The sequence below is a fragment of the Tropicibacter oceani genome (genome assembly GCF_029958925.1).
GTDB lineage: Bacteria > Pseudomonadota > Alphaproteobacteria > Rhodobacterales > Rhodobacteraceae > Pacificoceanicola > Pacificoceanicola oceani.
The window spans coordinates 2,733,171-2,760,039 of the sequence record NZ_CP124616.1 but is presented as its reverse complement, the minus strand read 5'-3'; the positions used below and the strand labels follow the sequence as shown (position 1 = coordinate 2,760,039).

23 protein-coding genes are annotated in these 26,869 nt (G+C 65.9%); 10 read left to right on the top strand and 13 right to left on the bottom strand.

Going from position 1 to position 26,869, the window contains the following annotated elements; translation table 11 throughout:
• Position 1: 1 nt before the first annotated feature.
• The 6 genes from QF118_RS13300 to QF118_RS13275 all read left to right on the top strand — a co-directional run bounded on the left by QF118_RS13300 (position 2) and on the right by QF118_RS13275 (position 10,748).
• Positions 2–1,195: a hypothetical protein gene (locus QF118_RS13300; RefSeq protein ID WP_282299538.1), complete on the top strand. Its 1,194-nt coding sequence runs from the start codon at positions 2–4 to the stop codon at positions 1,193–1,195.
• Positions 1,192–5,151: a hypothetical protein gene (locus QF118_RS13295; protein WP_282299537.1), complete on the top strand. Its 3,960-nt coding sequence runs from the start codon at positions 1,192–1,194 to the stop codon at positions 5,149–5,151. The genes QF118_RS13300 and QF118_RS13295 overlap by 4 nt, the downstream gene beginning before the upstream one ends.
• Before the next feature lie 12 nt (positions 5,152–5,163).
• Complete coding sequence (locus tag QF118_RS13290; RefSeq protein WP_282299536.1) at positions 5,164–6,825, top strand: Kelch repeat-containing protein; 1,662 nt, start codon at positions 5,164–5,166, stop codon at positions 6,823–6,825.
• Positions 6,826–6,848: 23 nt separating this feature from the next.
• The gene (locus tag QF118_RS13285) at positions 6,849–8,864 is read left to right on the top strand and encodes a hypothetical protein (protein WP_282299535.1); all 2,016 of its coding nucleotides are present in this window, start codon (positions 6,849–6,851) and stop codon (positions 8,862–8,864) included.
• Between the two features lie 66 nt (positions 8,865–8,930).
• Positions 8,931–9,800: a glycosyltransferase family 2 protein gene (locus QF118_RS13280; RefSeq protein ID WP_282299534.1), complete on the top strand. Its 870-nt coding sequence runs from the start codon at positions 8,931–8,933 to the stop codon at positions 9,798–9,800.
• 18 nt (positions 9,801–9,818) lie between these two features.
• Complete coding sequence (locus QF118_RS13275) at positions 9,819–10,748, top strand: AEC family transporter (RefSeq protein ID WP_282299533.1); 930 nt, start codon at positions 9,819–9,821, stop codon at positions 10,746–10,748.
• A gap of 186 nt (positions 10,749–10,934) precedes the next feature.
• Here the strand turns inward: QF118_RS13275 and QF118_RS13270 are convergent, their stop codons facing one another.
• The gene (locus QF118_RS13270) at positions 10,935–12,149 is read right to left on the bottom strand and encodes an NADP-dependent isocitrate dehydrogenase (RefSeq protein WP_282299532.1); all 1,215 of its coding nucleotides are present in this window, start codon (positions 12,147–12,149) and stop codon (positions 10,935–10,937) included.
• A 176-nt stretch (positions 12,150–12,325) separates the two neighbouring features.
• Between QF118_RS13270 and QF118_RS13265 the strand changes: the two genes are divergently transcribed.
• Together QF118_RS13265 and QF118_RS13260 are read left to right on the top strand one after the other, a co-directional pair.
• A complete protein-coding gene (locus tag QF118_RS13265; protein ID WP_282299531.1) occupies positions 12,326–12,655 on the top strand; it encodes a hypothetical protein in 330 nt (109 codons plus the stop codon).
• Positions 12,652–14,208, top strand: a complete 1,557-nt coding sequence (locus QF118_RS13260; RefSeq protein ID WP_282299530.1) for a methyl-accepting chemotaxis protein — start codon at positions 12,652–12,654, stop codon at positions 14,206–14,208. The genes QF118_RS13265 and QF118_RS13260 overlap by 4 nt, the downstream gene beginning before the upstream one ends.
• A gap of 9 nt (positions 14,209–14,217) precedes the next feature.
• Here the strand turns inward: QF118_RS13260 and QF118_RS13255 are convergent, their stop codons facing one another.
• The 4 genes from QF118_RS13255 to QF118_RS13240 all read right to left on the bottom strand — a co-directional run bounded on the left by QF118_RS13255 (position 14,218) and on the right by QF118_RS13240 (position 18,156).
• Positions 14,218–15,429 (bottom strand): multidrug effflux MFS transporter, encoded by a 1,212-nt coding sequence (locus tag QF118_RS13255; RefSeq protein ID WP_282299529.1) that lies wholly within the window; start codon positions 15,427–15,429, stop codon positions 14,218–14,220.
• A 138-nt stretch (positions 15,430–15,567) separates the two neighbouring features.
• A complete protein-coding gene (locus QF118_RS13250) occupies positions 15,568–15,927 on the bottom strand; it encodes a potassium channel family protein (RefSeq protein WP_282299528.1) in 360 nt (119 codons plus the stop codon).
• A complete protein-coding gene (locus QF118_RS13245; protein ID WP_282299527.1) occupies positions 15,924–16,574 on the bottom strand; it encodes a DsbA family oxidoreductase in 651 nt (216 codons plus the stop codon). Before QF118_RS13245 ends, QF118_RS13250 begins: the two co-directional genes overlap by 4 nt.
• A 70-nt stretch (positions 16,575–16,644) precedes the next feature.
• Entirely contained in the window at positions 16,645–18,156 is a 1,512-nt protein-coding gene (locus QF118_RS13240) for a class I adenylate-forming enzyme family protein (RefSeq protein WP_282299526.1), read from the bottom strand.
• 66 nt (positions 18,157–18,222) lie between these two features.
• Between QF118_RS13240 and QF118_RS13235 the strand changes: the two genes are divergently transcribed.
• On the top strand, positions 18,223–18,843 hold the full coding sequence (locus QF118_RS13235; RefSeq protein WP_282299525.1) for a helix-turn-helix domain-containing protein: 621 nt from the start codon (positions 18,223–18,225) through the stop codon (positions 18,841–18,843).
• Between the two features lie 39 nt (positions 18,844–18,882).
• On the opposite strand, the gene QF118_RS13230 is transcribed toward QF118_RS13235, so the two are convergent.
• From QF118_RS13230 to QF118_RS13195, 8 genes are all read right to left on the bottom strand, one after another.
• Positions 18,883–19,116: a hypothetical protein gene (locus QF118_RS13230; protein ID WP_282299524.1), complete on the bottom strand. Its 234-nt coding sequence runs from the start codon at positions 19,114–19,116 to the stop codon at positions 18,883–18,885.
• Between the two features lie 70 nt (positions 19,117–19,186).
• Positions 19,187–20,476 (bottom strand): branched-chain amino acid ABC transporter permease, encoded by a 1,290-nt coding sequence (locus QF118_RS13225; RefSeq protein WP_282299523.1) that lies wholly within the window; start codon positions 20,474–20,476, stop codon positions 19,187–19,189.
• On the bottom strand, positions 20,473–21,483 hold the full coding sequence (locus tag QF118_RS13220; protein WP_282299522.1) for a branched-chain amino acid ABC transporter permease: 1,011 nt from the start codon (positions 21,481–21,483) through the stop codon (positions 20,473–20,475). The genes QF118_RS13225 and QF118_RS13220 overlap by 4 nt, the downstream gene beginning before the upstream one ends.
• The gene (locus QF118_RS13215) at positions 21,483–21,950 is read right to left on the bottom strand and encodes a hypothetical protein (RefSeq protein ID WP_282299521.1); all 468 of its coding nucleotides are present in this window, start codon (positions 21,948–21,950) and stop codon (positions 21,483–21,485) included. Before QF118_RS13215 ends, QF118_RS13220 begins: the two co-directional genes overlap by 1 nt.
• A 19-nt stretch (positions 21,951–21,969) precedes the next feature.
• Complete coding sequence (locus tag QF118_RS13210; RefSeq protein WP_282299520.1) at positions 21,970–22,794, bottom strand: ABC transporter ATP-binding protein; 825 nt, start codon at positions 22,792–22,794, stop codon at positions 21,970–21,972.
• 139 nt (positions 22,795–22,933) lie between these two features.
• Complete coding sequence (locus tag QF118_RS13205; RefSeq protein WP_282299519.1) at positions 22,934–23,569, bottom strand: hypothetical protein; 636 nt, start codon at positions 23,567–23,569, stop codon at positions 22,934–22,936.
• Positions 23,566–24,345, bottom strand: coding sequence for an ABC transporter ATP-binding protein (locus QF118_RS13200; protein WP_282299518.1), 780 nt, complete (start codon positions 24,343–24,345; stop codon positions 23,566–23,568). The genes QF118_RS13205 and QF118_RS13200 overlap by 4 nt, the downstream gene beginning before the upstream one ends.
• 92 nt (positions 24,346–24,437) lie before the next feature.
• Positions 24,438–25,634, bottom strand: a complete 1,197-nt coding sequence (locus QF118_RS13195; protein WP_282299517.1) for an ABC transporter substrate-binding protein — start codon at positions 25,632–25,634, stop codon at positions 24,438–24,440.
• 150 nt (positions 25,635–25,784) lie between these two features.
• Between QF118_RS13195 and QF118_RS13190 the strand changes: the two genes are divergently transcribed.
• Positions 25,785–26,867, top strand: coding sequence for a PQQ-dependent sugar dehydrogenase (locus tag QF118_RS13190; RefSeq protein WP_394357060.1), 1,083 nt, complete (start codon positions 25,785–25,787; stop codon positions 26,865–26,867).
• Positions 26,868–26,869: the final 2 nt, after the last annotated feature.

Sequence of the window (26,869 nt, the reverse complement as noted above, 5' to 3'; positions counted from 1 at the left end):
CATGGCACAGGACGTCGACCCGGACCTGCCCGAAATGCCCGATGTGCTGCGCCGGTTCCTGGCGCGCTCGGTGCTGCTGTACGGGGTGCCGTTCAGCTACCTGGTGCCGGACGAAAGGATGCTGCCGCCCGAATCCATCCGTTGGTTCCACATCGATCCCGGATGGATCGCGACCCTGGCGCAGGGTGCCACCAGCGTCGGGCGGCCAACCCCGAAGGACAGCGAGATCGACACCTACCTGCGCTACAACGCGTTGACCCATGCGCTGTCGGGCGCCGCCGGGCTGCGCGCCGCCCCCGCTGACGCGGGCGAGCCGACAGTGAAACAGGCCGACTGGCCGCTGACCGGCTTTTTGATGCGCTCCGAGGTGGTGGCCGGCTGGCAGGGCGTCGAAATGCACGCCATGGACAAGGCCGGGGCCGAATTGGCGCCGCTGCGCATCGACCGATTGTCGCCGGGCATCATGCTGTGCATCTTCAACGGGGTGGTCGATGTGCTGACGGTCAAACAGCCGCCCGAAGGCATGCATTTCGGCCTGTCGCCGGATGCGGGCGGCGGCTATCGGCGGCTCAAGCTGCGCAACCTGAACGGCAGCTTTGCCGTGACCACGATCAAGGGCCCGCTGGCGCAGCAATCCGCCAGCCGCGACGCCAGCGCCCGCTGGGCCTATAAGGGCGATGCAGCATGGGCGGGCGGCACACTGAGCGCCGATCAGATCACCGCCCTGACAGCCGGGTTCAGCGCCACCGCCCAGGATTGGGACTATGCGGTCGACAATGCGCGGATGGGCCTTTTGGACAAGGGCGGCGTGACGCTGGGCTTTACGGTCACCACCACCCAGCCGGGGCGCGATGACGTCGTGCAGGACGTCGCCCTGTCGCTGTCGGGCACGGGCGCGGCGCCGCAGATCGTGCAGGTGCCAGGCAGCGGCGCCAAAAGCCAAAGCAGCACGGTCGATCCGGGCGCGTTTTTCCCCGCTTGCTTCAAGACCGACCTGCAGGCCCCGATGCGCGCCCCCGCCAGCGCCGGACGGCGGCCGACGCGCACGGTGCACATCGCCCGGCTGGCGCAGGACATCCAGGCGCAGTTGCAGGCGCATCAGCAATCGGTGCCGAAATTCACCTCGGCGGAATTCGGCGTGCAAATGGTCGAAAGCCCCGGCTTCGTCACCTTCAAGGCGCAGGACACACCATGACCAAAGCAGGATCAGGCTGGCTTTTGGCCCCGATGGAGCTTTCGGCCCTTGTCGTCGGCGTGGACGCGGGCAGCGGGACCCATGCCTGGAATGACCTCAGCCCGGATTTTTCGCGGATCTACAATGATCTGGCCCATAGCGGGCCACAGCTGGTCCGACTGTTTCCGCAGGGCGGCACCACGCCCGCGCCGGGCGGCGGCATCCACCTGCACTGGCTTTTGCCGCAGGCCTTCGGCCATGGCACCCAGTCCGGTGACGGCAGGCTGGTGCATCCGCATATTCCGAACCGCTGGCTGGTGCGGCGCATCCGCCATGCGCCGGGCCGCCAGGCCATCGTCGATATCGCCTCGTGGATGATCGAAAGCGATTTCCTGCACGACTTTGCCCAGACCCAGCGTCTTGAGGGCGCGGCGAATTTCCTGCACGAACCCAGCCCCCAGCTGTTCGCCAATGTCGGGCAGGCAACGCGGCTGGACAAATGGACCGAGACCCAGGCCGATTACCGGCTGACGCTGACGGCGCTGGGGTCGGGCAGCGCGGATTTCGCCGCCTCTTACCCGGCGTCCCGGGGCGTTCTGGGCTTTCACGATGCCGATCCGTCCGAAGGCGATGACGGGGACTGGCAGGTCAGCTATCAGGTGATCGGCTGGTGCTCGGACCCGGCCCGCGACCTGCTGGCTGGGGCCAGTGACACCGATCTGGCCGCGCGGCTTGATGCGCTGGACTTCGAGATCAGCGACACCGCCAAGGCGCTGGGGCCGATGAACCGGGTGCTGTGCCACGGCGCGGCGACGCGGGTGGGCTGGAACAAGGCCGATCTGCATGTCTCCTCGGTGCCCTCGGGGGCGGCGACGGTCTGTGTCGGCAATTCCTCGGGCGAGGCGCTGGCCAGCATGCTGGCCCCGATGATGACCGGCACCTCGGGCGATCCCGCGACGCTTGAACCGATCCTGACCGCCTTTCACTATGACATGCTGGGCAGCGATCACAGCCTCGAGGATGTGGGCGCCGAACTGCACCGCCACCGCTTCAACAGCCGCGCGGGGCCGGACCGCTTTTCGATCGACGCGCGGCGCAACCCGGTGTCGGCGCTGGCCGCCAGCGGCGCGCCCGAGGCCGTCCAGCCGCCGCGCCCGGTGGAAACCCTGCCGCCCGAAATCGCCCGCGCGCTGCACGGGCTGAACGAACAGGCGCGCGCCGCCTTTGATGCGACAGTCGCGCTGGCCCGCGCCCGGCAGGATCTGTTTACCCTGTGGTGCCAATGGGCCGCGCGGTTCTATGCCAGCCGCGCAGAGCCGCTTGACCTCGGCCTGCAGATCCTGCGCGCGCGCGAACTGGTCGATCTGGCGGCGCAGCAGGCCAGCGGCGCGGCCGATGACCTGGCCCGCCAGCGCAGCGCGCTGGAGCAGACCCTGGCGCAGCGCCTGCCGGACCTGGAGCTGGCGCAATCGACCACCGATCCGTTCTATCACCCTGCCGATCCGGCGGTGCTGATCACCGGCAAGGGCTTTGCCCCGCGCAATGTCTACACTCAGTACAGCCACCCCGACAAACTGCCCTGTCGCCACGGCGGAGAGCTGATCGACGGGGTCTCGGCCCTGCTGCCCAACCAGTCCAGCCGCGCCACCGTGCGTCTGCAGCAGCTGTTCCCGCTGACCGGCATGACCGCGCTGCCCGATCTGGCCACCGGACCCTATCGGGACCTGGCCGACGGGCTGTTGCGCGAAACCCTGCTGCTGGACCCGGTCGATCCGCGCAACGCCGCCCCGCAGCAGCCCGCAAGCATCGCGCCCCTTGTCGATGCCTTCGTGGCGCAAAGTTCGTCGGTGCCGTCCACCGCCGCGCTCAAGCAGCTGGGCGACGACATCGCGGCGCTTTTGTCAGGCACACCAAGGCCGGGCGACGATGCCCCAAGGTTCAGCGCCCTGACCCCGGCCGCCCCGGCGCGGCCTCCGGCGCAGCCGGGCCTCAGACGGTGGCAGGGCAATCCCTGGCGGCCGGTGTCCCTGACATGGCAGATCGCCTGGCAGCCGCAAAGCGGCGCGGGCGGCAATGGCGATCTGGCCAGCGGCTGGACCAGCTGGGGGCTGGACAGCGGCGGCGATGATTTTACCCTGCCTGACACTCTGACCTTCGACCCCGAGCCCAGCATTTACGAAGGCCACGCCATGCTGGCGCCCAATGCCGGATGGGTGCTGCGGCGGCGGCTGGAAAAGCTGATCGAGCACAAGGCCAACGACAGGCTCAGCGATATCGTTTCGGCGATCGACGATCTTCCGGCGCTGGGGCAGACCCTGTCCGGCTTTCACGAAGCGCTTGTACAATTGCTGCCCGGCCTGCAACTGCCGCCGATCAACCCGGCCTATGTGCTGGGCGGCGCGGGCGCCAAACCCGATGCGGTCGGGCGCGACATCGGGGATGTGGCGGCGCTGGACCCGCAGGCCATGCATGCGCCCGATCTGGGCGATGGCGGCGCGCCGCGCACGGCCTTTCAACCGATCCGCGCCGGCCTGATGAAGCTGCACCGGCTGGCGGTGGTCGATTCCTTTGGCCAGATGCGTGTGGTGATCGACCCGGCCGGGGCCAGCGCGCCGGTGGTTGCCTCGTTCGGCTTGCCGCAGACGGCGCAGGCCAGGGCCGACAATGCCATCATCCTGCCGCCGCGCCATGTGCAACCGGCGCGGCTGGACTTTCGCTGGCTTCCGGCACAACCCGGCACGCCCGGCGGATCGCCTTTGTGTGGCTGGGTGTTTTCCAACCATCTCGATCAAAGCCTGATGGTCTGCGATGCCCGGGGGCAGCTGCTGGGTGCGGTGCAACGGGTGATCCGTGCCCCCGGCGCCGGGGGCGGCACGGCCGGGGCCGGGTTCTTCTGGGTGCCCGTACCCGGATCGGACAATGGCCCCGAAACCATCGCCGACCCTGAACTCAGACGCTTTGTCGCCGGTCTGTTGCGGTTGGGTCCCGACGCGGGCGAGGATTTCCTGAGCGCGCTGGCCGCGGCGCAGGCCCAGGGTGAAAGCGCGGTACACCACGATGCCCGCTTGTCCGTGCTGGTGGGCCAGCCGCTGGCACTGGCCCGCGCCGAGCTGACCATCCAGCTTGAAGGGGCGCCGCTGCGCAGCATCGCCGCGCCCTTGCCGGACGCGGATTTCCCGGCGCCGACGCGCGGCGCGCAGGACGTGGCCTTTCCGCTGCAACTGGGCGGCGGGGCGCTGGCGGCGGGCGGGTTGGCGGGCTTTTTGCTGGCGGGCGACGATACCTTCTATCCGCGCCACGGGCTGCGCGGGCGCGATTTCCCCGGCGCGCTGGTGCATGGAAAACAGGTGCCGCTCAGCGCCGGCACCCCGCTGCCGGTGACCTTGCTGATGGACCCGCATGCGCCGGTCTATGCGCGCACCGGGGTTCTGCCGCGCCATGGGCTGACCCTGCCCGAAGAGGTGGCCGCAGGCCTGTCGGCGATCCGCGACGTGTTCTTTCAAAGCGCGCCGGTGCTGGGGCCGCCGGGCGCGCCGCGCGTGCCCAGCCCGTCGGATGACTATGGCCAATGGTCCTGGGCGGTGCGCCCGCAGGTGACCCACTGGAAGGAATACGCCGACATCTCCGATCCCGGCGATCGCGGCGGCTTTGGCCCCGCGCCGCAGGAATTGCAGGAAGGCTGGCTCAAGCTGGTGATGAACCCGGTCAACATCGCGGCCTTTTGGGTCAAGCAGGGCGCATTGAAGGTGCCCGCCGGAACCCGGGTGACGCTGGGCTGGATGGTCGAAGGCGCGCAGACCCTGACCCTTAGCGCCGAGGGCACGCCAGATCCGATCGCCCAATGGACCGCCACCCAGGACGACCCGCTGCCGCAAGACGCGCCCTATGTGGTCACCGCCGCCGTCAAGCTGGTCCTGACGGCCACTGACGCCAGCGGCAACCGCAGCACGCGACCGCTAAGATTTGACGTGGAATAGGACACAGCCGCCATGACCAAGGACAGTTTTACCCTAAAGGTTGTCTCGCAGGAGTTGCGCGTCAAGGATCCGCAGAATGCGCGGGTGTCGATCCAGATCACCAATGCCACCGACAGCGATCTTGTTCCGGTGCTTTACCTGTTGATCCCGCTTTCGCTGGTCGCGCAAAACGACATGGGCCTGGTGCGGTTCGCCCCGGCGGCGCTGAACGGCCTGGCCCAGCATCCGGCGCCGGACGGGATGGCGCGGTTTCGCCTGGGCGCGGCGCGCGGGGTGCGCATCGCCGCCGGGGCAAGCCTGACGCTGGAGCTGTCGCAGATCACCGCGCAGACCGAGGGGCCGCAAAGCCTGACGCTGCAATGGGACCTGTTCAGCCAGGCCAGCGGCAGCGCCGATGTCACGCTTGACGTGATGGGCGCCGATGCTACGCCAAAGATCCTGTCGTTCCGCGCCCGCGAAACCGTTCTGACCAACCACACCAACAAGGACCCGGTGCGGCTGGAATGGGAAACCAGCCCCGGCGCGACGGTGCGGCTTTTGCGGCTGAACGACACGATCGCCCCGGCCGAGGGCAAACCGTCCGCCCCGACCAAGACCCAGCCCGATTTCCGCGATACCGGTTACGAAGGCGTCGGCCTGTGGCCCTATCGGCTGGAGGTCAGCGAGGACGGCCGCACCATTTCGCGCACCGTCTATGTCCGGGTGCAGGCCCCCGGCTGGAACCAGATCGCCTGCGCGCAGGGCGCGCCTGTGGCGCTGCTGCACGATGCGGCGCGCGCGCTTTATGGTATCTTTCACACGCAGAACGGCTCGGCCATCTATCCGCTGGACCCGGCCACCGGCGACATGGGCCGGCAGGGTGCGATCTGCCCCAATGGCATCGTGCCCGACCCCCATGGCAAAAGCCCCGCGGCCTTCTTCAACAACAAGATCTACCTTGTGGGCGGCAGCCAGATCGACGACGGCGTGTTTTCCAACGCGGTGCAGTGCTATGATCCGGTGGCGCAGACCATGACGCAGGTCGCGCAGACTGCGCCCTGGGCGGCGCGGCTGGGGCACAGTTGCACGGTGCATGACAACCGGCTTTGGGTGATCGGCGGCGTCGATGAAAACGGCAATACGCTGAACGACGTGCACCATACGGCCAACGGGGTCGACTGGACGGCGGCGACGCCGCTGGGGCAGGGGCTTTGCCTGCATTCGGCGCACAGCTATGCTGGCAGGCTGTGGCTTTATGGCGGGGTCGACACGCCCTTTGGCATCCCGCAGACCGGGCTTTGGCAAACCACCGACGGCGCGGACTGGCGTGAAACCCGGTTCTTCACCTCGACCGATGGCGATGGCACCGATCCCGGCTTTGGCGCGCCTTTCGGGGCTGCCCTGACCACCCAGAGCAGCAGCAAGGGCGCGGAAACGCTGAAGGTGATTGCCACCTACCAGCCGCATTCGGCCGACCTGGTGTCGGGGATGTACCAGTTGCAGGGGCTTGGGCCGGCCAACCTGATCAAGGACAAGGACCCGATCACCGAACAGGCCGGTTGGGCCGTGGTGACCGATCCGCAAAGCCTGCCGCAGCCCTTCCGGCTCTGCGCCGCCAGTTTCAGGTCCTACATCTTCGTGCATTCGATGCTGGTTGATTATCCGACCAACACGCTCAGCTTTCACATCCAATAGCGTCAGCCCCCGGAGAGTTCCCGATGACCCAGACCGTCAAAACCATGATCCTCGCGGCCCTGACCCTGCTGGCAACGGCTGCCGCGGCGCTGGCCGGCACGATCCAGGTGGCGGTGATCCCCGCCACCATCAGCGGCGATGGCGACAGCTTTGCCCTGGGCGCCGAGGGCAAGACGACGGCCGATCTGGTCTTTGATCTGTCGATGCTGCCGCCGGGGGTGACGGTTTCGGGCGCGCAGCTGCGGCTGGTGCCGATCGGGCGCGGGGCGGGCTCGCAATTCGTGCGGATCTTCGAGACTGGCAAGCCGGGGCAGTCGATCGGATCGCTCAGCGTCGGGCCGGGCGAGGCGCCGGTGCTGTCCTCGGGCAATGGCATCGCCGATCGGCTGATGCAGGGCGGCGGGACACTGGGGCTGACGCTGTCGACCCAGTCGGTGCGGGTTGACCGCAGCTATGCCTCGATCAAGGCCAAGGCCAGCAGCACGCGGCCCCGGCTGATTGTCGAATGGAACGACACCGCCCCCGCGCTGACGCAGCAGGGCGCGCGGCTGACCTATCGCGGTGCCCCCGATGACGTGACCCCCTGGACCCTGATCCCGGTGGGCGGCGCCAGGCTGACCGGGATGTTTGCCGCGCGGCAGATCCTGACCGGCCCGGTCTTTGTCGGCGCCGATGTCATCGTAATCGCCGATGACGGGCAGGGCCCGCGGCTGGTCGGGCTGAACCCGCTCAAGGGGCTGTCGTGGCGCTATCCGGCCAACCAGCCGCTGCAGGCCGCGCCCTGGAAATACCTTCGGGTGGATGCGCGCGGGCGGCTTTTGGCCTTTCGCAACGACGGTGTGGTGACGGTGTTCGACGGCTTTGGCGCGCAGGGCCCCACCGGCATGACCGATCACGCCATCCCCGATCTGCTGGTGTCCAAACGCCCGGTGGTCAGCGCTGGCGGCATGATCGCCTTTCTCGGCGACCAAAAGCCCGGCGATCTTGGCAACCACATCTACAGCTACAGCCCGCTGCCGGGGGCTTTGGCGCTGTGGCGGTCTGACCAGACCGTGGGCAAGGCGACGGCGCCGGTGCTCAGCCCGCGCATGGGCGATCATCTCGTCTATGCGATGGTGGATGGCCCGGACCGGGGGCTTGCCATCTTTGAGGCCGCCACCGGCCTGCTGCGCTTTCCGGTGGACGGGCAGGGCGCGGGCTTCCCGCAGGGCAGCGACCTGGACAAGTTTTCGCAGTTTCACCCGGTGCTGCCGGTCGCGGTGCCCGGCGCGAACGGAGCGCAGGAATGGGCCTATCTGGCGGGCTATGGTGCCCAGACCGGCACGCTCGAAGGCTATGCCGACCTGACCCTGCCGGGGCGTCCGGCGCAATGGGCCGCGCCGCAGTCCGGTGCGATGTCACGCTGCGTCTCGCCGCCCGTGGCAGAGGGGGACAGGCCGGCCGTGATCTGCGTGCAGGACAAAGGCCTGCGCCGCTATGATTTCGCCAGTGGCAAGGAGCTGTGCCGCTCGGATCCGGCCAGCGGCGATTTCGTGGCCACCTCGAACCTGATCGGCGATGGCGCCGGCAACGTGGTCTTCTGGCAAGAGGATACCGCCAGCAGCGGCGCGCTGCATGGCTTTGACAGCGCCTGCCAATGGCAGTTCTCGCAGCCCCTGGATGGCATTCCCGCGCGCACCGACGGCATCGAGGTGCTGGAGCTGCGGATCGCCCCGGACGGGATGATCTATCTTGTCAGCACCACGCAGCTGCTGGCGATCCGGTTGATGACACCGGGCGACAGGCGCGTGACCGCCATGGCGGCGCAGACGCAATACGCCGCCTCTGGCGTGCTGTCCTTTGCCGGGGCGCAGGCCCCGGCGGGCGGGCCCATCGCGCTATATGCGGCGGATCGGCTGGCGCTGGCGGGGCTGAGCATTTCCGATGGCGCGCAGGTCTTTTGCACCGCGAGGAACGGCATCGGCTTTGGTCCGGGGTTTCGCGTCGAAAAGGGCGGGGCGCTGCGCTGCGGCTTTGACCGCTTTGAGGCACCGAACTAGCCGCGCGTCGCGCCACCGCTTGACACCGAGGCCGCCATGCGGCACCCGGTTCCCTGTGGGGGTCCGATGAAAATCTGCGCTTTGACAATGGTCTATCGGGATTACTGGGCGTTGTCGCGCTGGTACGCCCATCATGGCGCGCAGCTGGGCCCCGAAAACCTGTTCATCGTGGCCCATGGCGCCGATCCGCAGATTGCGCAGATCTGCCCGGGGGCCTCGGTCATCACGATCCCGCGTGACGATTTCGCCAACTTTGACCGCAACCGCGCGGCGCTGTTGAACGGCATCCATGCCGGGCTGGTGCAGGCCTATGACTGGGTCATCCGCACCGATGCGGACGAATTGATCTGCTTTGATCCGGATCGCTATAACTCCCTTGTGCAAGCCTTTGAGAAGAATTCGGAATTCCCGGTTTTGACGGCGCTTGGCTTTGATCTGGTCGAAATGCCGGGCGACGCCCCCCTGACAGAAGCTGCGCTATTCTCTCAGCGTACCAACCTGGGCTTTTCCGGCCATTATTCCAAGGCGATCGCATCGCGCAGGCCGATAGAATTCCTGCTGCATGGGGTGCGCGTCGCACCGCGCCGCTTGGACAGCTTTCCCTTTGCCATGCCGCGCGGGCTGTTCCTGGCGCATCTGAAATACGCTAACCGCGCCGTGCTGGACGCGGTCAACAAGGTGCGCATGGACATCGCCAACCGCGATGCCCCCGGCCTGCCCGGAACCGGTTGGAGCGAGGCCGACGCCGACGCCGCGCGGTTTCACGACAGCTTTGCCGAAAAGAAGCTGATCGACTGGGACAAGGCCGAGCAGAAGGCCTTTGACACCCTGTCGGTCAAACCCGCCCGCATCGAGAAAAGCGCCATCGTCAAGACACGCGCGCTCAAACTGCCGTACCGGACCCGGCTGCCCGCCCGGTTTGGCGCGCAGGGATGACCCCGGACATGACCTGCCATGCTTGACCCGCTGCTGTCGCTTTTGCCGATCTACCTGCTGCTGCTGCTGGGCGCCGGAGCCATCAAGACGCGCCTGATCCCCCCCGAGGCGCTGCCCCATCTCAGCCGCTTTGCGCTGGTGATCTGCATGCCGGTGATCGTTGCCTCGGCGGTGATGCGGGCGGGGGATCTGACGCAGTTCAACTGGCTGTTCATTGCCGGCTATGCTGCGGCGGCGCTGATTGTGCTGGCGGTGGGCGCCGTGATCATGGCGCGCGGCTTTGGCATTCCCGGCGCGCTTGCGGCGATGATGGGCATGGGCATGTCCAGCGCCAACACGATCTTTCTGGGCTATCCCGTCGCGCTGGTGCTGTTCCCCGAGCAGGTCGACCGGCTGTTTGCCTGGATCATCGTGGCCGAGAACCTTGTGGTGATCCCCGTGGCCATCGTCGCCTCCGAGGTGCTGAGCGGCGAAAAGGGGCGGGGTTTCGCGGCCTCGCTGCGCCAGACGCTGGGGCAGATGATGCGCAGCCCGGTGTTGATCGGGCTGGTGTCGGGGCTGGTGATTGCCGGGCTCGACGTGCCGCTTCCCGACCCGATAGACCAGACGCGCGCGCTGGTGACCGCGGCGGCGCCGCTGCTGGCGCTGTTCTTTGTCGGCGGCACGGTGGCCAACGCCCGCTGGCGCGAAACCGGCGCGCCGGTGCTGGTGATTGCCCTGGGCAAGCTGGTGCTGCATCCGCTGGTGGCCTTGGGCGTGTTGTCGATGCTGCCTGGGATCGCGCCGCAAACGGCGATTGCCGGCATGGTCTTTGCCGCCATGCCGATGTTCGCGATCTTCCCGATCCTGTCCGCGCGCCATGGCGGGGCCGAGCTTGCCTCGTCCGCGCTGGTGGTCACGACGCTGCTGGGCGCGCTCAGCGTCGGCGCGCTGGTGCTGGTGATCTGAACCGGGGAAGCCGCGCGCCCGGCCATGGTTGCCAAGTTCTGGATGCCGCCCCGCGACACGGACCAAGAGGTGCACAAATCAACCGGACAACGCCGGGCTCTCCGAGGTTTTGGAAACAATCCGGCACAACGCCGGTATTTGTTTCGTAAAAGGAAACGGGGCCGCGCGGGCCCCGTTTTGTCTGGCTTAGCCGGCCAGCGCCTTGTTCAGGTTCTCGTCGATCTTTTCGAGGAACCCCATGGTGGTCAGCCAGCCCTGGTCAGGCCCGACCAGCAGCGCCAGGTCCTTGGTCATGTACCCCGCTTCGACGGTTTCCACGATCACCCGTTCCAGCGTTTCGGCAAAGCCCTTGAGCGCGGCGTTGCCGTCCAGCTTGGCGCGGTGCCGCAGGCCACCGGTCCAGGCATAGATCGAGGCGATCGAGTTGGTCGAGGTCGCCTCGCCCTTTTGGTGCTGGCGGTAGTGGCGGGTGACGGTGCCATGGGCGGCCTCGGCCTCGACGATCTTGCCGTCGGGGGTCATCAGCTGGCTGGCCATCATGCCAAGCGATCCAAAGCCCTGCGCCACGGTGTCCGACTGCACGTCGCCGTCATAGTTCTTGCAGGCCCAGACGAATTTGCCGTTCCATTTCAGCGCGCAGGCCACCATGTCGTCGATCAGGCGGTGTTCGTACCAGATGCCGGCGGCCTTGAACTGTTCTTCGAACTCTTCTTCATAGATCTGCTGGAACAGGTCCTTGAAGCGGCCGTCATAGGCCTTGAGGATGGTGTTCTTGGTCGACAGGTAGACCGGCCAGCCGATGTTCAGGCCATAGTTCAGCGACGCGCGGGCAAAGTCGCGGATCGAATCGTCAAGGTTGTACATCCCCATGTAGACGCCCGCCGAGGGCGCGTCGTAGACGATCTTTTCGATCACCGTGCCGTCCTCGCCTTCGAATTTCATCGTCAGCTGGCCCTTGCCGGGGAAATGGAAATCCGTCGCCTTGTACTGATCGCCAAAGGCATGGCGGCCGACCACGATGGGATCGGTCCAGCCGGGCACAAGGCGCGGTACGTTCTTGCAGATGATCGGCTGGCGGAACACCACACCGCCCAGGATGTTGCGGATCGTGCCATTGGGGCTGCGCCACATCTGTTTCAGGCCGAATTCCTCGACCCGCGCTTCGTCGGGGGTGATGGTGGCGCATTTGACCGCGACGCCGACCTCTTTGGTCTTTTCGGCGGCGTCGATGGTGATCTGGTCGTCGGTGCGGTCGCGTTCCTCGATGCCCAGATCGTAGTACAGCAGATCAATGTCCAGATAGGGCAAGATCAGCTTTTTCTTGATGAAATCCCACATGATACGGGTCATTTCATCCCCGTCCATTTCGACTATCGGGTTGTCGACCTTGATCTTTGTCATCGCCTGTTCCTTTGAATGACGGAGGCTTTGAGCCCATCTCTAGCCCATGTTCGCGGCGGCCTCAATCTGTGTATGCAAGTGTATACCGAAAATTGGACGCTGATCCCGGGATAATGGCTAAAACTGAAGCGGAAACTAACGGTTTCGAAACGCGTCAGCCATTAGGTGTGATCGCCATGAAAGCGGACCGACGTGACGCAGTGGATGCAGGCATGGGGATTTTCGCGCTGGTGCTGGCGGCGGGGTTGTCGCTGCGCGGGCTTGTCGGCCCTTTGCCGCAGGACGCCGGGTTGCCGGTGCTGGTGGTCGCGCCGCCCTGGGGGGCCGGGGCGGCAGCGCTGGTGCAACAGGCGGGCGGCCAGCTGGTGGGGCCGGTCCAGGCCCCGCTGGGCGCGCTGGCCGTGTTCGAAGGACCCGTGCCCCGGCAAAGACTGTTGTCGCTGGGCGCGTGGATGGTGCGGGATGGTCGTTTCGTGGCGACCCTCTGCCTGGATGGGAAAGAATGATGGAAACGCCGAATACCTCCAAGCGGTCGAACGAAGCCGGCAAGGCCGTGCTGGCGCTGGCCTATGCGATGATCCTGTTGCAGGTCCTGTCCGATTTCAAACTGGGGACCAGCCTGCTGTCCGGGACCGCCGGGACTGTCTTGCTGGCGCTTGTGGCGACGCTGGCGGTGCGGCGCCAGTCGCGGCTGGCCGGAGATGTGATCGCCGTCTGCCTGGTCGGGCAGGTGGCGATCCTGACCGTCACCTATCGCGGGCATCCCTGGCAGATCGACACGCATATGGTCTATTTCGTGATGCTGGCGGGGATATCGACGCTGGGCAACATCCGCGCGCTGTTGGTCGGGGCAGGGGCGACTGCGGTGCATCACCTTGGCCTGACCTTCTTTTTGCCGGCGCTGGTCTATCCGACCATCGACCTGATGCAGAATATCGAACGCACGGTCCTGCATGCGGGGGTCGTGGTCTTTGAAACCGCGATCCTTGTGCAATCCATCGCGCGCAGCAACGCGCTGGTCCGGCGGATCACCGAACAAAGCGAATCGGTTGCCGACCAATCGCACCGCGCTGAAATCGCCGAGGCGAAGGCCCGCCAGATGGTGGCCGAGGCCGAGCAGGCCATCGGCCTGCTGCGCACCAACCTGCACCGCCTGGCGGATCGGAACCTGACCTGCGAAATCAAGGACACCATGCCCGAGGCCTTCGAAGACCTGCGGCGCGACTTCAACCTTGCGGTGCTGCGGCTGGACGCGGCGCTTGGCCATGCGCAGGGCATGGCCCATGATTTCGACGGCGAAGCGCGGCTTTTGGGGGATTTGCTTGAACATCTGGCCCAAGGGACCCAGGCGCAGGCCTCGGGGCTGGGGCGGCAGGCGGAACTGGTGCAGCAGCTCAGCGGACGGCTCGAGGCCTCGGCCCGGCAGGCAGAGCGGGCGGCGCAGCGCGTGTCCACCGCCCGGGACGAGGCCGACCAGGGCGGCGAGATCACCAACAAGGCCGTCGCCGCCATGCAACGGATCGAGCGCAGCTCGGGCGAGGTCAGCAACATCATGGACCTGATCGACGACATCGCCTTTCAGACCAACCTTCTGGCGCTGAATGCCGGGGTCGAAGCGGCGCGCGCCGGGGCCTCGGGGCGCGGCTTTGCGGTGGTCGCGGGCGAAGTGCAGGCCCTGTCGCAACGCACCGCCGAGGCCGCGCGCGGCGTCAAGGAACTGATCTCCAGCAGCGAGGAACAGGTTGCCTCGGGGGCCAAGCTGGTGAATGAGGCCGGCCGCCGCCTATCGAAGATCGTCGAACACGTCAACGAAGTGAACGCGATGATCGAGGATATCCGCAAGGATGCGGGTAGCCGCGCCACGGAAATGGCCGATGTGTCGCAACAGATTTCGGAACTCGACAGCAAGGCGCAGGCCATTCTTGACCAAAGCGCCGAGATGGCAGGCTCGGGGCAGCGGTTGCGCAGCCACGCCGATGAACTGGCCCATGTGATGGCGCGGTTCACCATAAACGACAGCGGCGCCGATGCCGGCGATGCGGCCCGGCGCCGGGCGTGACCCGGGTGGTCAGGTGACCGGCTGTGCCGCCTCGGCGCGGCGCAGCCACTGCATCGCGATCAACGCGCAGATCACCTGCACCAGAATGCCGATGGCGACCGGCAGGGGCGTGCCGTCAAACAGCAGGCTGACCGGAATGGCCAGCGCCACCGCGCCCACCGTCGCCAGCGCCCCGATAATCGAGGCCGCCAGCCCGGCGATATGGCCCATCGGCTCCATCGCCAGGGCGTTCAGGTTGCCCAGCGTCATCCCGGCCTGAAAGAACACCGTCGTCTGCCACAGGACAAAGGCCGCAAACAGCGCCGTGCCCGACAGCCCAAAGGCGATCAGCAGCACCATCGTCGTGCTGAACAGCACCTGCGCCGACAACATGCCCGTCACAAGACGGCGCATCCCGACACGCATCACCAGCGCCGCGTTGAGAAAACTGGCCGAGCTTGAGGCAATGGCAATGCCGCCGAACCACAGCGGGAAACTGTCCGCGCGCTGGAAAAAGACGTCATAGATCGGCTGCACGTTGGAAATCATGCTGAACAGCGCGGCAAAACAGAAGGTCTGCGCGACGATCGACAAGCGCACCACCGGATGCGTCAGCACCTCGAGCGTGGCGGCGCGCAGTTTTGCCGCCTGGAACGGGCGGCGGTTTTCGCGCGGCAGGGTTTCGGGCAGGCGCAGCGCGAACCATGACGCCGTCAGAATGGAAAACAGCGCAAAGCCCCAGAACACCGCGTGCCAGCCACCAAGCACGATCAGCTGCGCCCCCAGCAGCGGCGCGATCGCCGGAACCAGCGTGAAAATGATCATCACAAAGGACATGATCTGCGCCATGCCGCGCCCGGCATAAAGGTCGCGCACGATGGCCATGGCCACAACGCGCGGGCCCGCCGCCCCCAGCCCCATGAAGAACCGCGCCAGCAGCAGCATTTCCAGGCTGTGCGCCAGGATGGCCGTCAAAGACGACAGGATATACAGCCCGGCCCCCGCAAGAACCACGGGCTTGCGGCCAAAGGCGTCGGACAGCGGCCCGGTGACGAGCGTTCCCAGACCCATGCCCAGCACAAAGATCGTCACCACCAGTTGCACCCGGTTGGGATCCTCGGGCGAAAACTCGGCCGTCAACTGGGGCAATGCGGGCAGCATGGCGTCGATCGCAAAGGCGATGGTTGCGGTCAACATCGCCACAATGGCAACGAATTCACCCTTGCTGGGAAGGTTGGGCATGGGGGCCTCGGACGGTTGGATTTGGGGAAGGGGCGTAATAGCCCGATCAGACCCTGCCGGGTCTATACCCATTGCCTTGGGCAAGCCAAGGGCCCGCGGCGCAAAGCCCCTCTGACCTCAGGGCATGACGGCGCCGCGTCAGGGGGCGCCGCTTGTCGGGGCGTCATCCTCGTTGGCGGGGTCCGTGTCGTCGCCCAGCCGGGCAATCAGCCATTCGGTATGCTCTTCGCGCTTGCGCATCGCGAACAGGCCGAACTGCTGCACCGCCACGGCAAAGACGCCCAGCCCCAGCAGGATGAACACGGTGGTGCCGATCTTGCCCGCGACGGTGGCCGGCACAAGGTTGCCGTAGCCCACCGTCGACAGGGTCACCACGGTGAAAAAGTAGGAATCGAGCCAGGACCAGCCCTCGACCTGGCGGAAATAGACCGTGCCGATGGCAATGATCGCCACCAGCGTCGCCACCAGGGTCAGGATTTTCAGCCAGCCGCGCTTCATCCCTGGTCGGCCCCGACCTCGCCGCTTGTCAGCTCGCGGATGACCTGGCCCCAAAGCTCGGGCGATTGCGCGCCGGGCACCGCATGCTGCTGGGCGACGATGAAGGTCGGCACCGAGGTGATGCCCATCCCGCGCGCCGCGGCGTCGCGTTCAAAGATTTCGCGGCGGTCTTCTTCGGTGGCCAGCAGCCGCAGCACGACCGAGGCATCCATTCCGGCACCATCGGCAATGTCGGCCAGCACTTCGGGTTGCCCGATGTCGCGGCCATCGACGAAATAGGCGCGGAACAGCGCCGCAACCACCGGAGTCTGCGCGCCCTCCAGCTCGGCCCAATGGATCAGGCGGTGCGCATCAACCGTGGACGGCGTGCGCGCGATGGCGTCAAGGTTCAGCTTCAGCCCGGCTTTTTCGGCATTCTGCACCACTGGCATATAGGCGTCGATCGCGCCTTTCTTGCCGCCGAACTTGGTTTCCAGGTATTCGCGCCGGTCGATGCCGCCCTTGGGCATGTCGGGGTTCAACATGAAAGGCAGCCAGCGCACCTTGAAAGGATGCCCGGGGTGGGCCTCGAGCGCGCGGTCCAGATTGGCCTTGCCAATATAGCACCAGGGGCAGATGGGGTCGGAAAAGATATCAAGCTGGATCATGGGTCACCTTTGGTTCCCGACCCCCTTAGCAAGTCCTGAGCGCAATTGCGAGAGAGCGCCGCGCCAGCGGTCACACCGGGCGCAGGTCCTTCAGGGTTTGGCGCAGGATCTTGCCATTGGGATTGCGCGGCAGGGCGGCGACATGGACATAGCCGCGCGGCTGCTTGTACCGCGCCAGCCGTTCCTGGGCATGCGCGGTCAGCGCGTCGTCGTCCAGGGCCTCCGGGCCGGTGTAAAAGGCCATGATGATGCGCACGCCGGGCTTGATCTCGACATCGGTCACCGCGACCTCTTGCAGGCCGGGCATGGAGGCCAGCGCCGCCTCGACCTCGAGCGGGGAAACCCGATAGCCGCCGGCGTTCATCATGTCGTCCGAGCGGCCAAGGTAGGTGACCTGGTGATCGGCGTCCATCACGCCACGGTCGCCGGATAGGAACCAGTCGCCGGCGAACTTGGCCCGGGTCGCTTCGGGCGCGCCGACATAGCCCAGCATCAGCCCCGGATCGTCGCGGTGCACGGCGATCACGCCTTCGTCGCCCAGCGGAACCGGCGTGCCGCTGTCATCGACCAGCGCGATATGGCGGCCCGGTTGCGGCGCGCCCAGACGGCCGGGGGCATGGCCGCGCCCCGGCGCCGAAGAAATGAAGGTCGAACATTCCGACATGCCGTAGGCTTCGTAGATCTCGGTCCCGGTGGCCGCGCGCCAGCCGTCGCGCACCGTATCAGGCAGCTTTTCCCCGGCGGCCAGACCATGGCGCAGCTTGGGCAAGGGCGGCAGCGGGAACTTGAGAAGTTGCCGGTAAACCCCCGGCGCGGCGGCAAAAATCGTGACGTCGTTGCGTTTCATCAACAGCGCCAGCTGCGCCGGGTCGGTGCCCGCGGCAGGGATCAGGGCAGCGGCGCCCATGGTCCAGGGGTCCATCAGCCCGGTGCCCAGGGTAAAGGTCCAGTTGAACGCCCCCGCATGCAGCAGCCGGTCCGAGGGTTGCAGCCCGTACCAGCCCTGCATCATCATCTGCCGCGCCCAGATCGCGCGATGGGCATGGCCCACGGCGCGCGGCGTCCCCGAAGTGCCCGAGGTATAGACGATATAGGCCAGCCTTTCGGGATCGCCCATGGCATAGTCGGCGGGCGGCAGGCTGTGCCAGGCCTCAAAGCGGTCGGGGCCATGCACGGGGATCTGCGTCGGCGGGCAGGCCACGCCCTCGCCGCGCAGGATCGCCTTTGGCGACAGGTACTCGATGATGCCGGCCACCTCGCGTTCGGTCAATTGCGACGAGGTCGGCACAGGCACGATCCCGGCGGCAATGGCGCCCAGGTAGGCGATGGGGAAATCCACCGTATTGCCCAGCCGCATCAGCACGATGTCACCGGGTTTCAACCCGCTTTGCAGCAGCCCCGTGGCGGTGCCGCGCACGGCGGCGATCAGCCGGGCATAGGACCAGCGCTGCGCCCCGGTCGGCTTGACGATGGCCAGGGCGATCTTGTCGGGCTGCGCCGCGCCGGCGGCCAGCACATGGGCGGCAAGGTTGAAGGGCGCGGGGCAGGGCGCAAAGGCGCCTTCGTGGAACAGCGATATCATGGGCCTAGGGTTAGGCGCGTGGCTGCACGCTTGCAAGGGCAGGCGGCGCGGCCTATAGGAATTTCCATGTCAAAAGACCCCAAATCCCTGATCCGTATCGCCCGTGAAAACGGTGACGACCATATCGCCGAGCCTCTGGATCTTGGCCAGCGGGTGCGCGAATTGCGCAAGGAAAAGGAATGGACGCTGGAACAGGCGGCGCGCCAGGCCGGGCTTGCCCGATCGACCCTGTCAAAGATCGAGAACGGGCAGATGTCGCCTACCTATGACGCGCTGAAAAAGCTGGCGGTGGGGCTGGAAATCTCGGTGCCGCAGCTGTTCACCCCGCCGCAGCAGGAAAAGGTCAATGGCCGCATGGCCGTGACCCGCAATGGCGAAGGCCAAAGCCACGCCACAGCGACCTATGAACACGAACTGCTGGCGGAAAACCTGACGCGCAAGAAAATGCTGCCTTACCGCGCCCGGGTGCGGGCGCGCAGCATGGATGAATTCGACGGCTGGGTGCGCCACGACGGAGAGGAATTCCTGTACGTTCTGACCGGGGTGGTGCGGCTGTACACGGAATTCTACGAACCGGTCGACATGCGCCGGGGCGACAGCGCCTATTACGACAGCACGATGGGCCACAACGTCATTTCGATCAGCGACGAAGATGCGATGATCCTTTGGGTGACATCGCTGGGCTAGGCCCGCAGGTTCCTGCCGGAACGTCCTGGTCTGCGCGCCTCAGCCTGCGCGCAATTCGCAGGCCTGCCGTGCCAGATCCTCCAACCCCAGAAAATCGCGCAGCTCTTCGCTGGCCTCAAGCAAGGTCAGGTCGTGCTGCTGCGCCAGGTGGCGTGTCAGCTCGGCCGGGTCCTGGACCGGATCGGCAAGCAGATCGGGGTCGACATGCGGGAAACGATGTCGAAGACGGTCCAGAAAACCGGACCAATTCGTGGTGTGGCGCGTCAAAGGCATGGCAGTGTCTCCTTCCATGCCTTTGATGCTGGGCGCAAAACCTGAAGATTTCGTATATCTTCGCGCGCCCCTATTTTTCCGGCAACAGACCCCGCGGGCTGAAGCGCAGGACCAGCAGCAGGATCACGCCCATGGTCAGCAGTTTCAGGTGCTGCGCACTGTCCAGCAGATGCGCCTTGAGGTCGCCCTCGGCCATGCCTGCGGTGATTGCCGACATCAGCCATTGCGCCATCGGATCGACCTGCACCCACAGGAACCAGATGATGAACCCGCCCAGAACCGCGCCCAGGTTGTTGCCCGACCCGCCGACGATGACCATCACCCAGATCAGAAAGGTATAGCGCAGCGGCTGGTAGGTGCCGGGGGTCAAAAGCCCGTCCAGCGTGGTCATCATCGCGCCGGCGATGCCGCAGATCGCGCTGCCCAGCACAAAGACCTGCAGATGGCGAAAGGTCACATCCTTGCCCATGGCCCGCGCCGCGACCTCGTTGTCGCGGATCGCGCGCATCATCCGGCCCCAGGGCGATTTCAGCGCCAGCTGCGCCAGCATCAGGATGATGATCAGCACCACGGCGAACAGCCCGGCATAGGCCAGCTTGACCGTCAGGGTCGAAGCCGTGGTCGCATCCATGCCCCAGCCCGCCGCCGTTTCGACAAAGCCGGGATCGTTCTGCAGGTCGATCTCGTAGGGGACGGGGCGCGGCAGGCCGTTGACGTTTTTCACGCCGCGCGCCAGCCAGTCCTCGTTCTTCATCACCGCGATGATGATCTCCGAAATGCCCAGCGTCGCAATGGCCAGGTAATCGCTGCGCAGCCCCAGCGCCGTCTTGCCGATCACCCAGGCACCGCCCGCCGCCAGCAGGCCGCCGATCGGCCAGGCCATCAGCACCGGCAGGCCCAGCCCGCCAAGGTAACCCGACACCGAAGGGTTGACCGCCTCGACCGCTTCGACGCCGCCGTCAAAGACCGCGCGAAAGGTGAAAAACCCGCCCACGACGATCACCGCCACCAGCCAGCCCTTTTTCAGTCGCTTGTGCGCCAACACCGCCGCCACCAGAACCGCCACGCCGATCGCCAGCCCCAGCAGGATGCGCAAACCGCCCGCCGCCCAGGCCTCGGCCACCGGGGGCATCGAGGTCAGCACAACCGCAAGGCCACCCAGCGCGACAAAGCCCATGATCCCGACGTTGAACAACCCGGCGATGCCCCATTGCAGGTTCACCCCCAGCGACATGATCGCGCTGATCAGGCCAAAGTTCAGGATGAACAGCGCCGTGTTCCAGCTTTGCAGAAATCCGGTGCCGATGATCAGCACCGCCACCAGCGCAAACAGCGCCCAGGTCCGAAGCGTCAAGTTCATACCGATTTCCCCTTCATCAGGCCGGTGGGCTTGATCAGCAGCACGATCACCAGGATCACGAAGCTGACCGCGAATTTGTAGTCGGTCGACAGCAGCTGCACCAAGCCGTCCGGCGCCAGGCTGTCGGGCAGGGCATAGCCCAGCACCTTTTTCCAGGCATAGGTGATGCCGACCTCGGAAAAGGCGATGACAAAGCCGCCCAGGATCGCGCCCAGCGGGTTGCCAAGGCCGCCGACGATGGCCGCGGCAAAGATCGGCAGCAGCAGCTGGAAATAGGTGAAGGGCTTGTAGGACTTGTCCAGCCCGTACAGAACCCCGGCGATGGTCACCAGCGCGGCGACGATCACCCAGGTCACGCGTTCGACCTTTTCGGGGTTGATGCCGGACAGCAGGGCCAGGTCCTCGTTGTCGGAATAGGCGCGCATGGATTTGCCGGTGCGCGTGCGGTTCAGGAACCAGAACAGCGCCGCCACCACGATCACCGCGACAACCACGGTCAGCGCCTGCGTGGTGCGGATCGCCAGCGCCTCGTCAAGGCCGGTCATGGCCTTGAAATCACGGGCGGAAATCAGGAACCGTTCGCCATCGGCAAAGTTCTGGTCATCCGGCCCCAGGATGATCCGGGTGATGCCGTTATAGACGAACATGACCCCAAGCGAGACCATGACCAGGATCACCGGCTTGACCTTTTGCGCCCGGTAGAACCGATAGACGACCCGGTCGGTGCCCAGCACCAAAAGCGCGGTGCCCGCGATGCCGAAAGGAATGGCCAACAGCGCCGTGGGCAAGGGCCCCAGCGACAGACCCATGCTCTGGAACCACCAGGTGAACAGGATCGTCACCATGGTGCCAAAGGCCATGGTATCGCCATGGGCAAAGTTGGAAAACCGCAAGATGCCATAGATCAGCGTGACCCCCAGCGCCCCCAGCGCCAGCTGGCTGCCATAGGCGACCGCAGGGATCAGAACAAAATTGGCCAGCGCGACCAGCGCGTTGAGAAGATCCATCACTTCACCTCCAAGCATTGGCCGACATAGGACACCACCATGACCGGATCGGAATAGTGCACCGTATAGCGCGCCTCGCCCTCGGCCCCGATGGTCAACAGGTGCCGCCCTTCAAACCCGCCGCCCGACAGCGAATACAGCCCCTCCGAGCGGACACCGACCATCGGCACATCGCCGGTTTCCGACCGCAGCGTGCCGTCGACAACCAGCGTCTGCGGGTCCATGCCGCCGGCCCGGCCGGTCAGCTCGAACCCATAGCCCGCCTCCTGGCAGGCCTCGGTCTCGTAACATTCCTGCGCAAAGGCACAGCTCAGCGTCATGCGCTCCTGAACCGGGGCGGTCTCCACGGTCAGCTGCTCGGGCGCCTGCGCCAGTTCATCCTGCGCTGCGTCATCCTGCGCCAGCGCCGCGCCGGGCAGCAGGCACAGGGCCAGCACGCCCAGCTTCTTCTTGGTCCAAATACTCAATTGCAACCCCGCCACGCGCTCAGCCCCCAAGAAAGGAACGACGCACTTCGTCATCCGCCAACAGATCCTTGCCCGTACCGGTATGGGCATTCGCCCCCTGCACCAGCACATAGCCCTTGTCGGCAATCTCCAGCGCCTGCCGCGCGTTCTGTTCGACCATCAGGATGGAAATCCCGGTGCGCGCGACCTCGATGATGCGGTCGAACAATTCGTCCATGACGATGGGCGACACCCCCGCCGTGGGCTCGTCCAGCATCAGCACCTTGGGCTGGGTCATCAGCGCCCGGCCCACGGCCACCTGCTGGCGCTGCCCGCCCGACAATTCGCCCGCCGCCTGGTGGCGCTTTTCATGCAGGATCGGGAACAGCTCATAGACCTGCGCCATGGTCTTGCGAAAATCATCGGTGCGGATAAAGGCCCCCATCTCAAGGTTCTCTTCCACCGTCATCGAGGTAAAGATGTTGTGCGTCTGCGGCACAAAGCCCATGCCCTGCCGCACCCGCGCCTGCGGGCTCAGCGCGGTGATGTCCGCGCCGTCCAGCCGGACCGAGCCGCTGCGCACGTCCAGCATGCCAAAGATCGCCTTCATCGCCGTCGATTTGCCCGCGCCATTGGGGCCGACGATCACGGCAATCTCGCCTTTTTCGACGGCAATCGTGCAATCGTGCAGGATATCGGGTCCCTTGCCATAGCCGCCGGTCATCGCCTCGCCGATCAGGAAAGGGCCGGGCGCGCCGGGACGCGCCACGCCGTCGCCGCGATAGCCATCCACCGTTCCCATGCCCGCCGAATTGCCCAGGCTCTGGTCGCGGTTGCCGCGATCGTCATATGCTCCACTGTTCATGGCCAGCTCCGGTTTGTCGTTGTGCTTGCGCTGCCCGCATGGGGGCGGGCTGCGATGCGGGCCGATCGGTCAACGGCCTGTCGCCGCTGCGACAAACGCCGGGTGGCGCCGCAGCCCCGTGTGTGCTCAGCAGGTGCCGTCATTCGGCAATGTCCAACACGTCAAGGAATTCGGCGTGAAAGGCCCGGTGTTGATCAGACATTTCACGCGCCCCGATCACATAGGTCTGAAACTGGAGCGCGCGTTTGGGCAGGATCACCATGGTATTGGCCATGACGATCGGCGTGCCGTTTAAATCGACGAAATAGGCCAGCGTGCTGGCATCATGCCCGTCAACGTCGGTCTTTTCCTCGAACAGGATGGGCACGCCTGCTGGCGTGGTGCCCGCGGCCTGTGCGGCATAGCCCAGGGCGGCCTGGCGCAGCAAAGCAAGGGTCACCCCCTGGTCGGCGCCGATTTCCTCGACCACCGTTTGCGCCCACTGTGACGCGTCGCGGCTGAACTGTGCCGTGATGCCTGTCGGCGTCACCGAACTGCGCACCCAGTCACGGGACAGGCCGCAGAAATTCAACCCTTTGGCCAGGGGCGTACAGGACGCGGCCTTGGCATCGGAATAGGCCCAGGTCCGGTCGGAATAAAGCGTGACCGTCTCGCCCGCGATGACTGCGGTTCCCACAACCTCCTGGGCTGTGCCGGGGATTGCGGTGGCGGCCCATAGCGCGCCGGCCAGTGCCAGCGCGGATACAACCGGGTTCTTGCGGGAAAAAATGGTCATCCAACCTGATCCTTGTTCTTCAGACCGGTGCCCAGATAGGCCTCGATCACCGCTTCGTTGGCCTTGATCTGGTCCAGCGTCCCCTCGGCCAGCTTCTTGCCCTCGGCCATTACGATGACCGGGTCGCAGATCTTGCCGATGAAATCCATGTCGTGTTCGATCACGCAAAAGGTATAGCCGCGTTCCTTGTTCAGCCGGATGATCGTGTCGGCGATGGTCATCAGCAGCGTGCGGTTCACACCTGCGCCGACCTCGTCCAGAAAGACGATCTTGGCATCCACCATCATGGTGCGCCCCAGCTCCAGCAGCTTTTTCTGCCCGCCTGAAATCGCGCCCGCCGGGTGATCGGCCAGGTGTTCGATGGTCAGGAACTCCAGCACCTCGTCGGCCTTGGCGCGCAGGGCGCGTTCCTCGTCGGCGATCCGCTTGCGGCCGAACCAGGTGTTCCACAGAACTTCGCCAGATTGCCCGCCCGGCACCATCATCAGGTTCTCGCGGCAGGACATCGACCCGAATTCATGCGCGATCTGAAAGGTCCGCAGCAGCCCCTTGTGGAACAATTCATGCGGTGGCAGCCCGGTGATGTCCTCACCGTCCATGAACACCCGCCCCGAGGTCGGCGGCAGTGCGCCGGCGATCACGTTGAACAGCGTGGTCTTGCCCGCACCATTGGGCCCCACCAGCCCGGTGATCGAGCCGGTCTCGATCTCAAGCGATGCACCGTCCACGGCGCGAAAGCCGCCAAAATGGCGGTGAAGGTTTTCAACCCGGATCAAAGCGCATCCCCCCGGAGCATTTTGCTCTCTTTAGGTAGTGAAACGGCGCGAGAGAGCCTCGCGCCGCCTGTTTGTAAACGTGCCTGTGGCGATCAGTGGTAACCGACCACTTTCAGCGCGCCACCTTCCACGGTGTATTCGGCATAGGACCCGGCAGCTTCGCCCGGACCGACCAGTTCGACACCAGTTGCGCCAGCATAGTCGATCTCGCCGCCCGCGGCGAGGATCTCGAGCGCCTTGTCCAGCTCGCCCGGCAGGATCACTTCACCCGGGGCGTTGGCCACGTCCATGATCTTGCCCGCGTAATCGGCAGGCTCGGACGAGTTGGCCGCAGCCATCGCCAGCAGGATCAGCGCGGCGGCGTCATAGCTTTCGCCCGCGTAAACCGCGGTGCCGTCGATCCCGGCAGCAGCGGCCAGCTCGGCGAACTTCGGGCCACCTTCGTTTTCGGAACCGGCGATGGTGCCGATGGCGCCGTCGATGTCCGAGCCGAACTTGGCGGTCAGCGAATCGCCGATCATGCCGTCACCCAGCGCGAATTGGTCGAATGCACCGGTGTCCAGCGAGGCCTGGATGATGCCTGCGCCGCCCTGGTCGACGTAGCCCAGAACCACCAGCGCGTCGCCACCGGCCGAGGCCAGCGCGCCGACTTCGGCAGAGTAGTCTGCCTTGCCGTCTTCATGCGCGGCGGTCAGCGTCACCGTGCCGCCACCGGCGGTGTAGTTTTCGTTGAACGCATCGGCAAAACCCTTGCCGTAGTCGTTGTTGGTATAGGTCACGGCAACGCTGTTGATGCCCTTGTCCAGCAGGATGCTGGCCAGAACCGCGCCCTGACGTGCATCCGACGGCGCGGTGCGGAAGAACAGGCCATTGTCTTCGGCCGAGCTGAGCGCCGGCGAGGTGGCGGAGGGGGAGATCATCACCATTCCGTTCGGCACGGCCACGTTGGCCAGGATCGCCCCGGTCACGCCCGAGCAATCCGAACCCATGATGCCCTTGACGCCATCCGAGGTGATCAGGCGTTCAGCGGCGGCGGTGGCCGCGGCGCTGTCGACGCAGGTGCTGTCGGCGCGGACCGGCTCGATCATGGCGCCGCCCAGCAGTTTGCCACTGTCGCTGATTTCCTTCATCGCGATTTCCGCGCCCGCTGCCATCGACGGGGTCAGCGATTCGATGGGGCCGGTAAAGCCCAGGATCACACCCATCTTGATGGCATTGGAATGGCTTTCGGCATGGGCCGCGCCAGCGATCATTGCGGTGGCCGTTGTGGCCAGCAGAATCTTTTTCATTCGTTCAACTCCCTTGTTGGAACGTAAAGTCCAGCGCACAGATTAAGCGTGGCGCAAACAAAAGAAAAGGGGCGTCGAAACCTTTGCCGTATCGTAAACGCGCCTTGTCTGGCAGCGCCGCGGACCCATATTCGTGGCAGGAGGATTGCTATGAAACGCTTTGCAACCGCAGGTTTTTTCCTGGCTCTTGGCAGCGCCGTGATGGCCGGCCAGATCGACACATCCGCAGGCCCCAGACAGGCGGTTGCCGTGGCCGAGGGGCTCGATACGCCTTGGGCCTTTGATTTCCTGCCCGATGGCACCGTCCTGATCACCCTGCGCGATGGCGCCTTGCTGGCGGTCCGCGATGGTCAGCGCTGGCAGGTGGACAATGCGCCAAAGGTGGTCGCGGACGGGCAGGGCGGGCTGCTGGATATCCTCGTTCCATCGGATTTCGCCGAAACGCGTCAGGTTTTCTTTACCTATGCCAAGAAACAGTTTCTGCGCGGATCGGGCACCGCCGTCTATCGCGCGCGCCTGTCCGACGACGGCACAAGTCTTGAGGACGGCAAGACGATCTTCGAGATCGCGCGCGGCTCGGGCGGCGGCTTTCACTTTGGATCGCGCCTGGTCGAGGCGCAGGACGGCACGCTGTTCGTCACCATCGGCGATCGGGGCGACGGCGATCAGGCGCAGAACCTGATGATGCACAACGGCTCGGTTCTGCGGATCGACCGCGATGGCAATGCACCCGCCGACAACCCGCTGGTCGGGCAATCGGATGCGCTGCCGGAAATCTACAGCTATGGTCACCGCAACCCGCAAGGCGCGGCGCTGGACAGCGCGGGCCAGCTGTGGGTCGCCGAACATGGCGCCCAGGGCGGCGACGAGGTGAACCGCGTCACCGCCGGCGCCAACTTTGGCTGGCCGGTGATTTCCTACGGCGTCAACTACGACGGCAGCAAGATCGGCGAAGGCACCGCCAAGGACGGCATGGCGCAGCCCGAAATGTACTGGGATCCGTCGATTGCGCCCTCGGGGATGGCCTTTTTCACGGGCGGTGACTGGGACGGCGACGCCTTTGTCGGATCGCTCAAGTTCGACTATATCGCGCGCCTGTCGGGCGATCCGCTGCGCGAGGTCGAACAGATCAGCGGCCCGGAAACCGAGCGCGTGCGCGACGTGGCGCAGGGCCCCGATGGCGCGCTGTGGTTCCTGTCCGTGGGCAATGGTGCGCTGTACCGGCTGGAATAGCA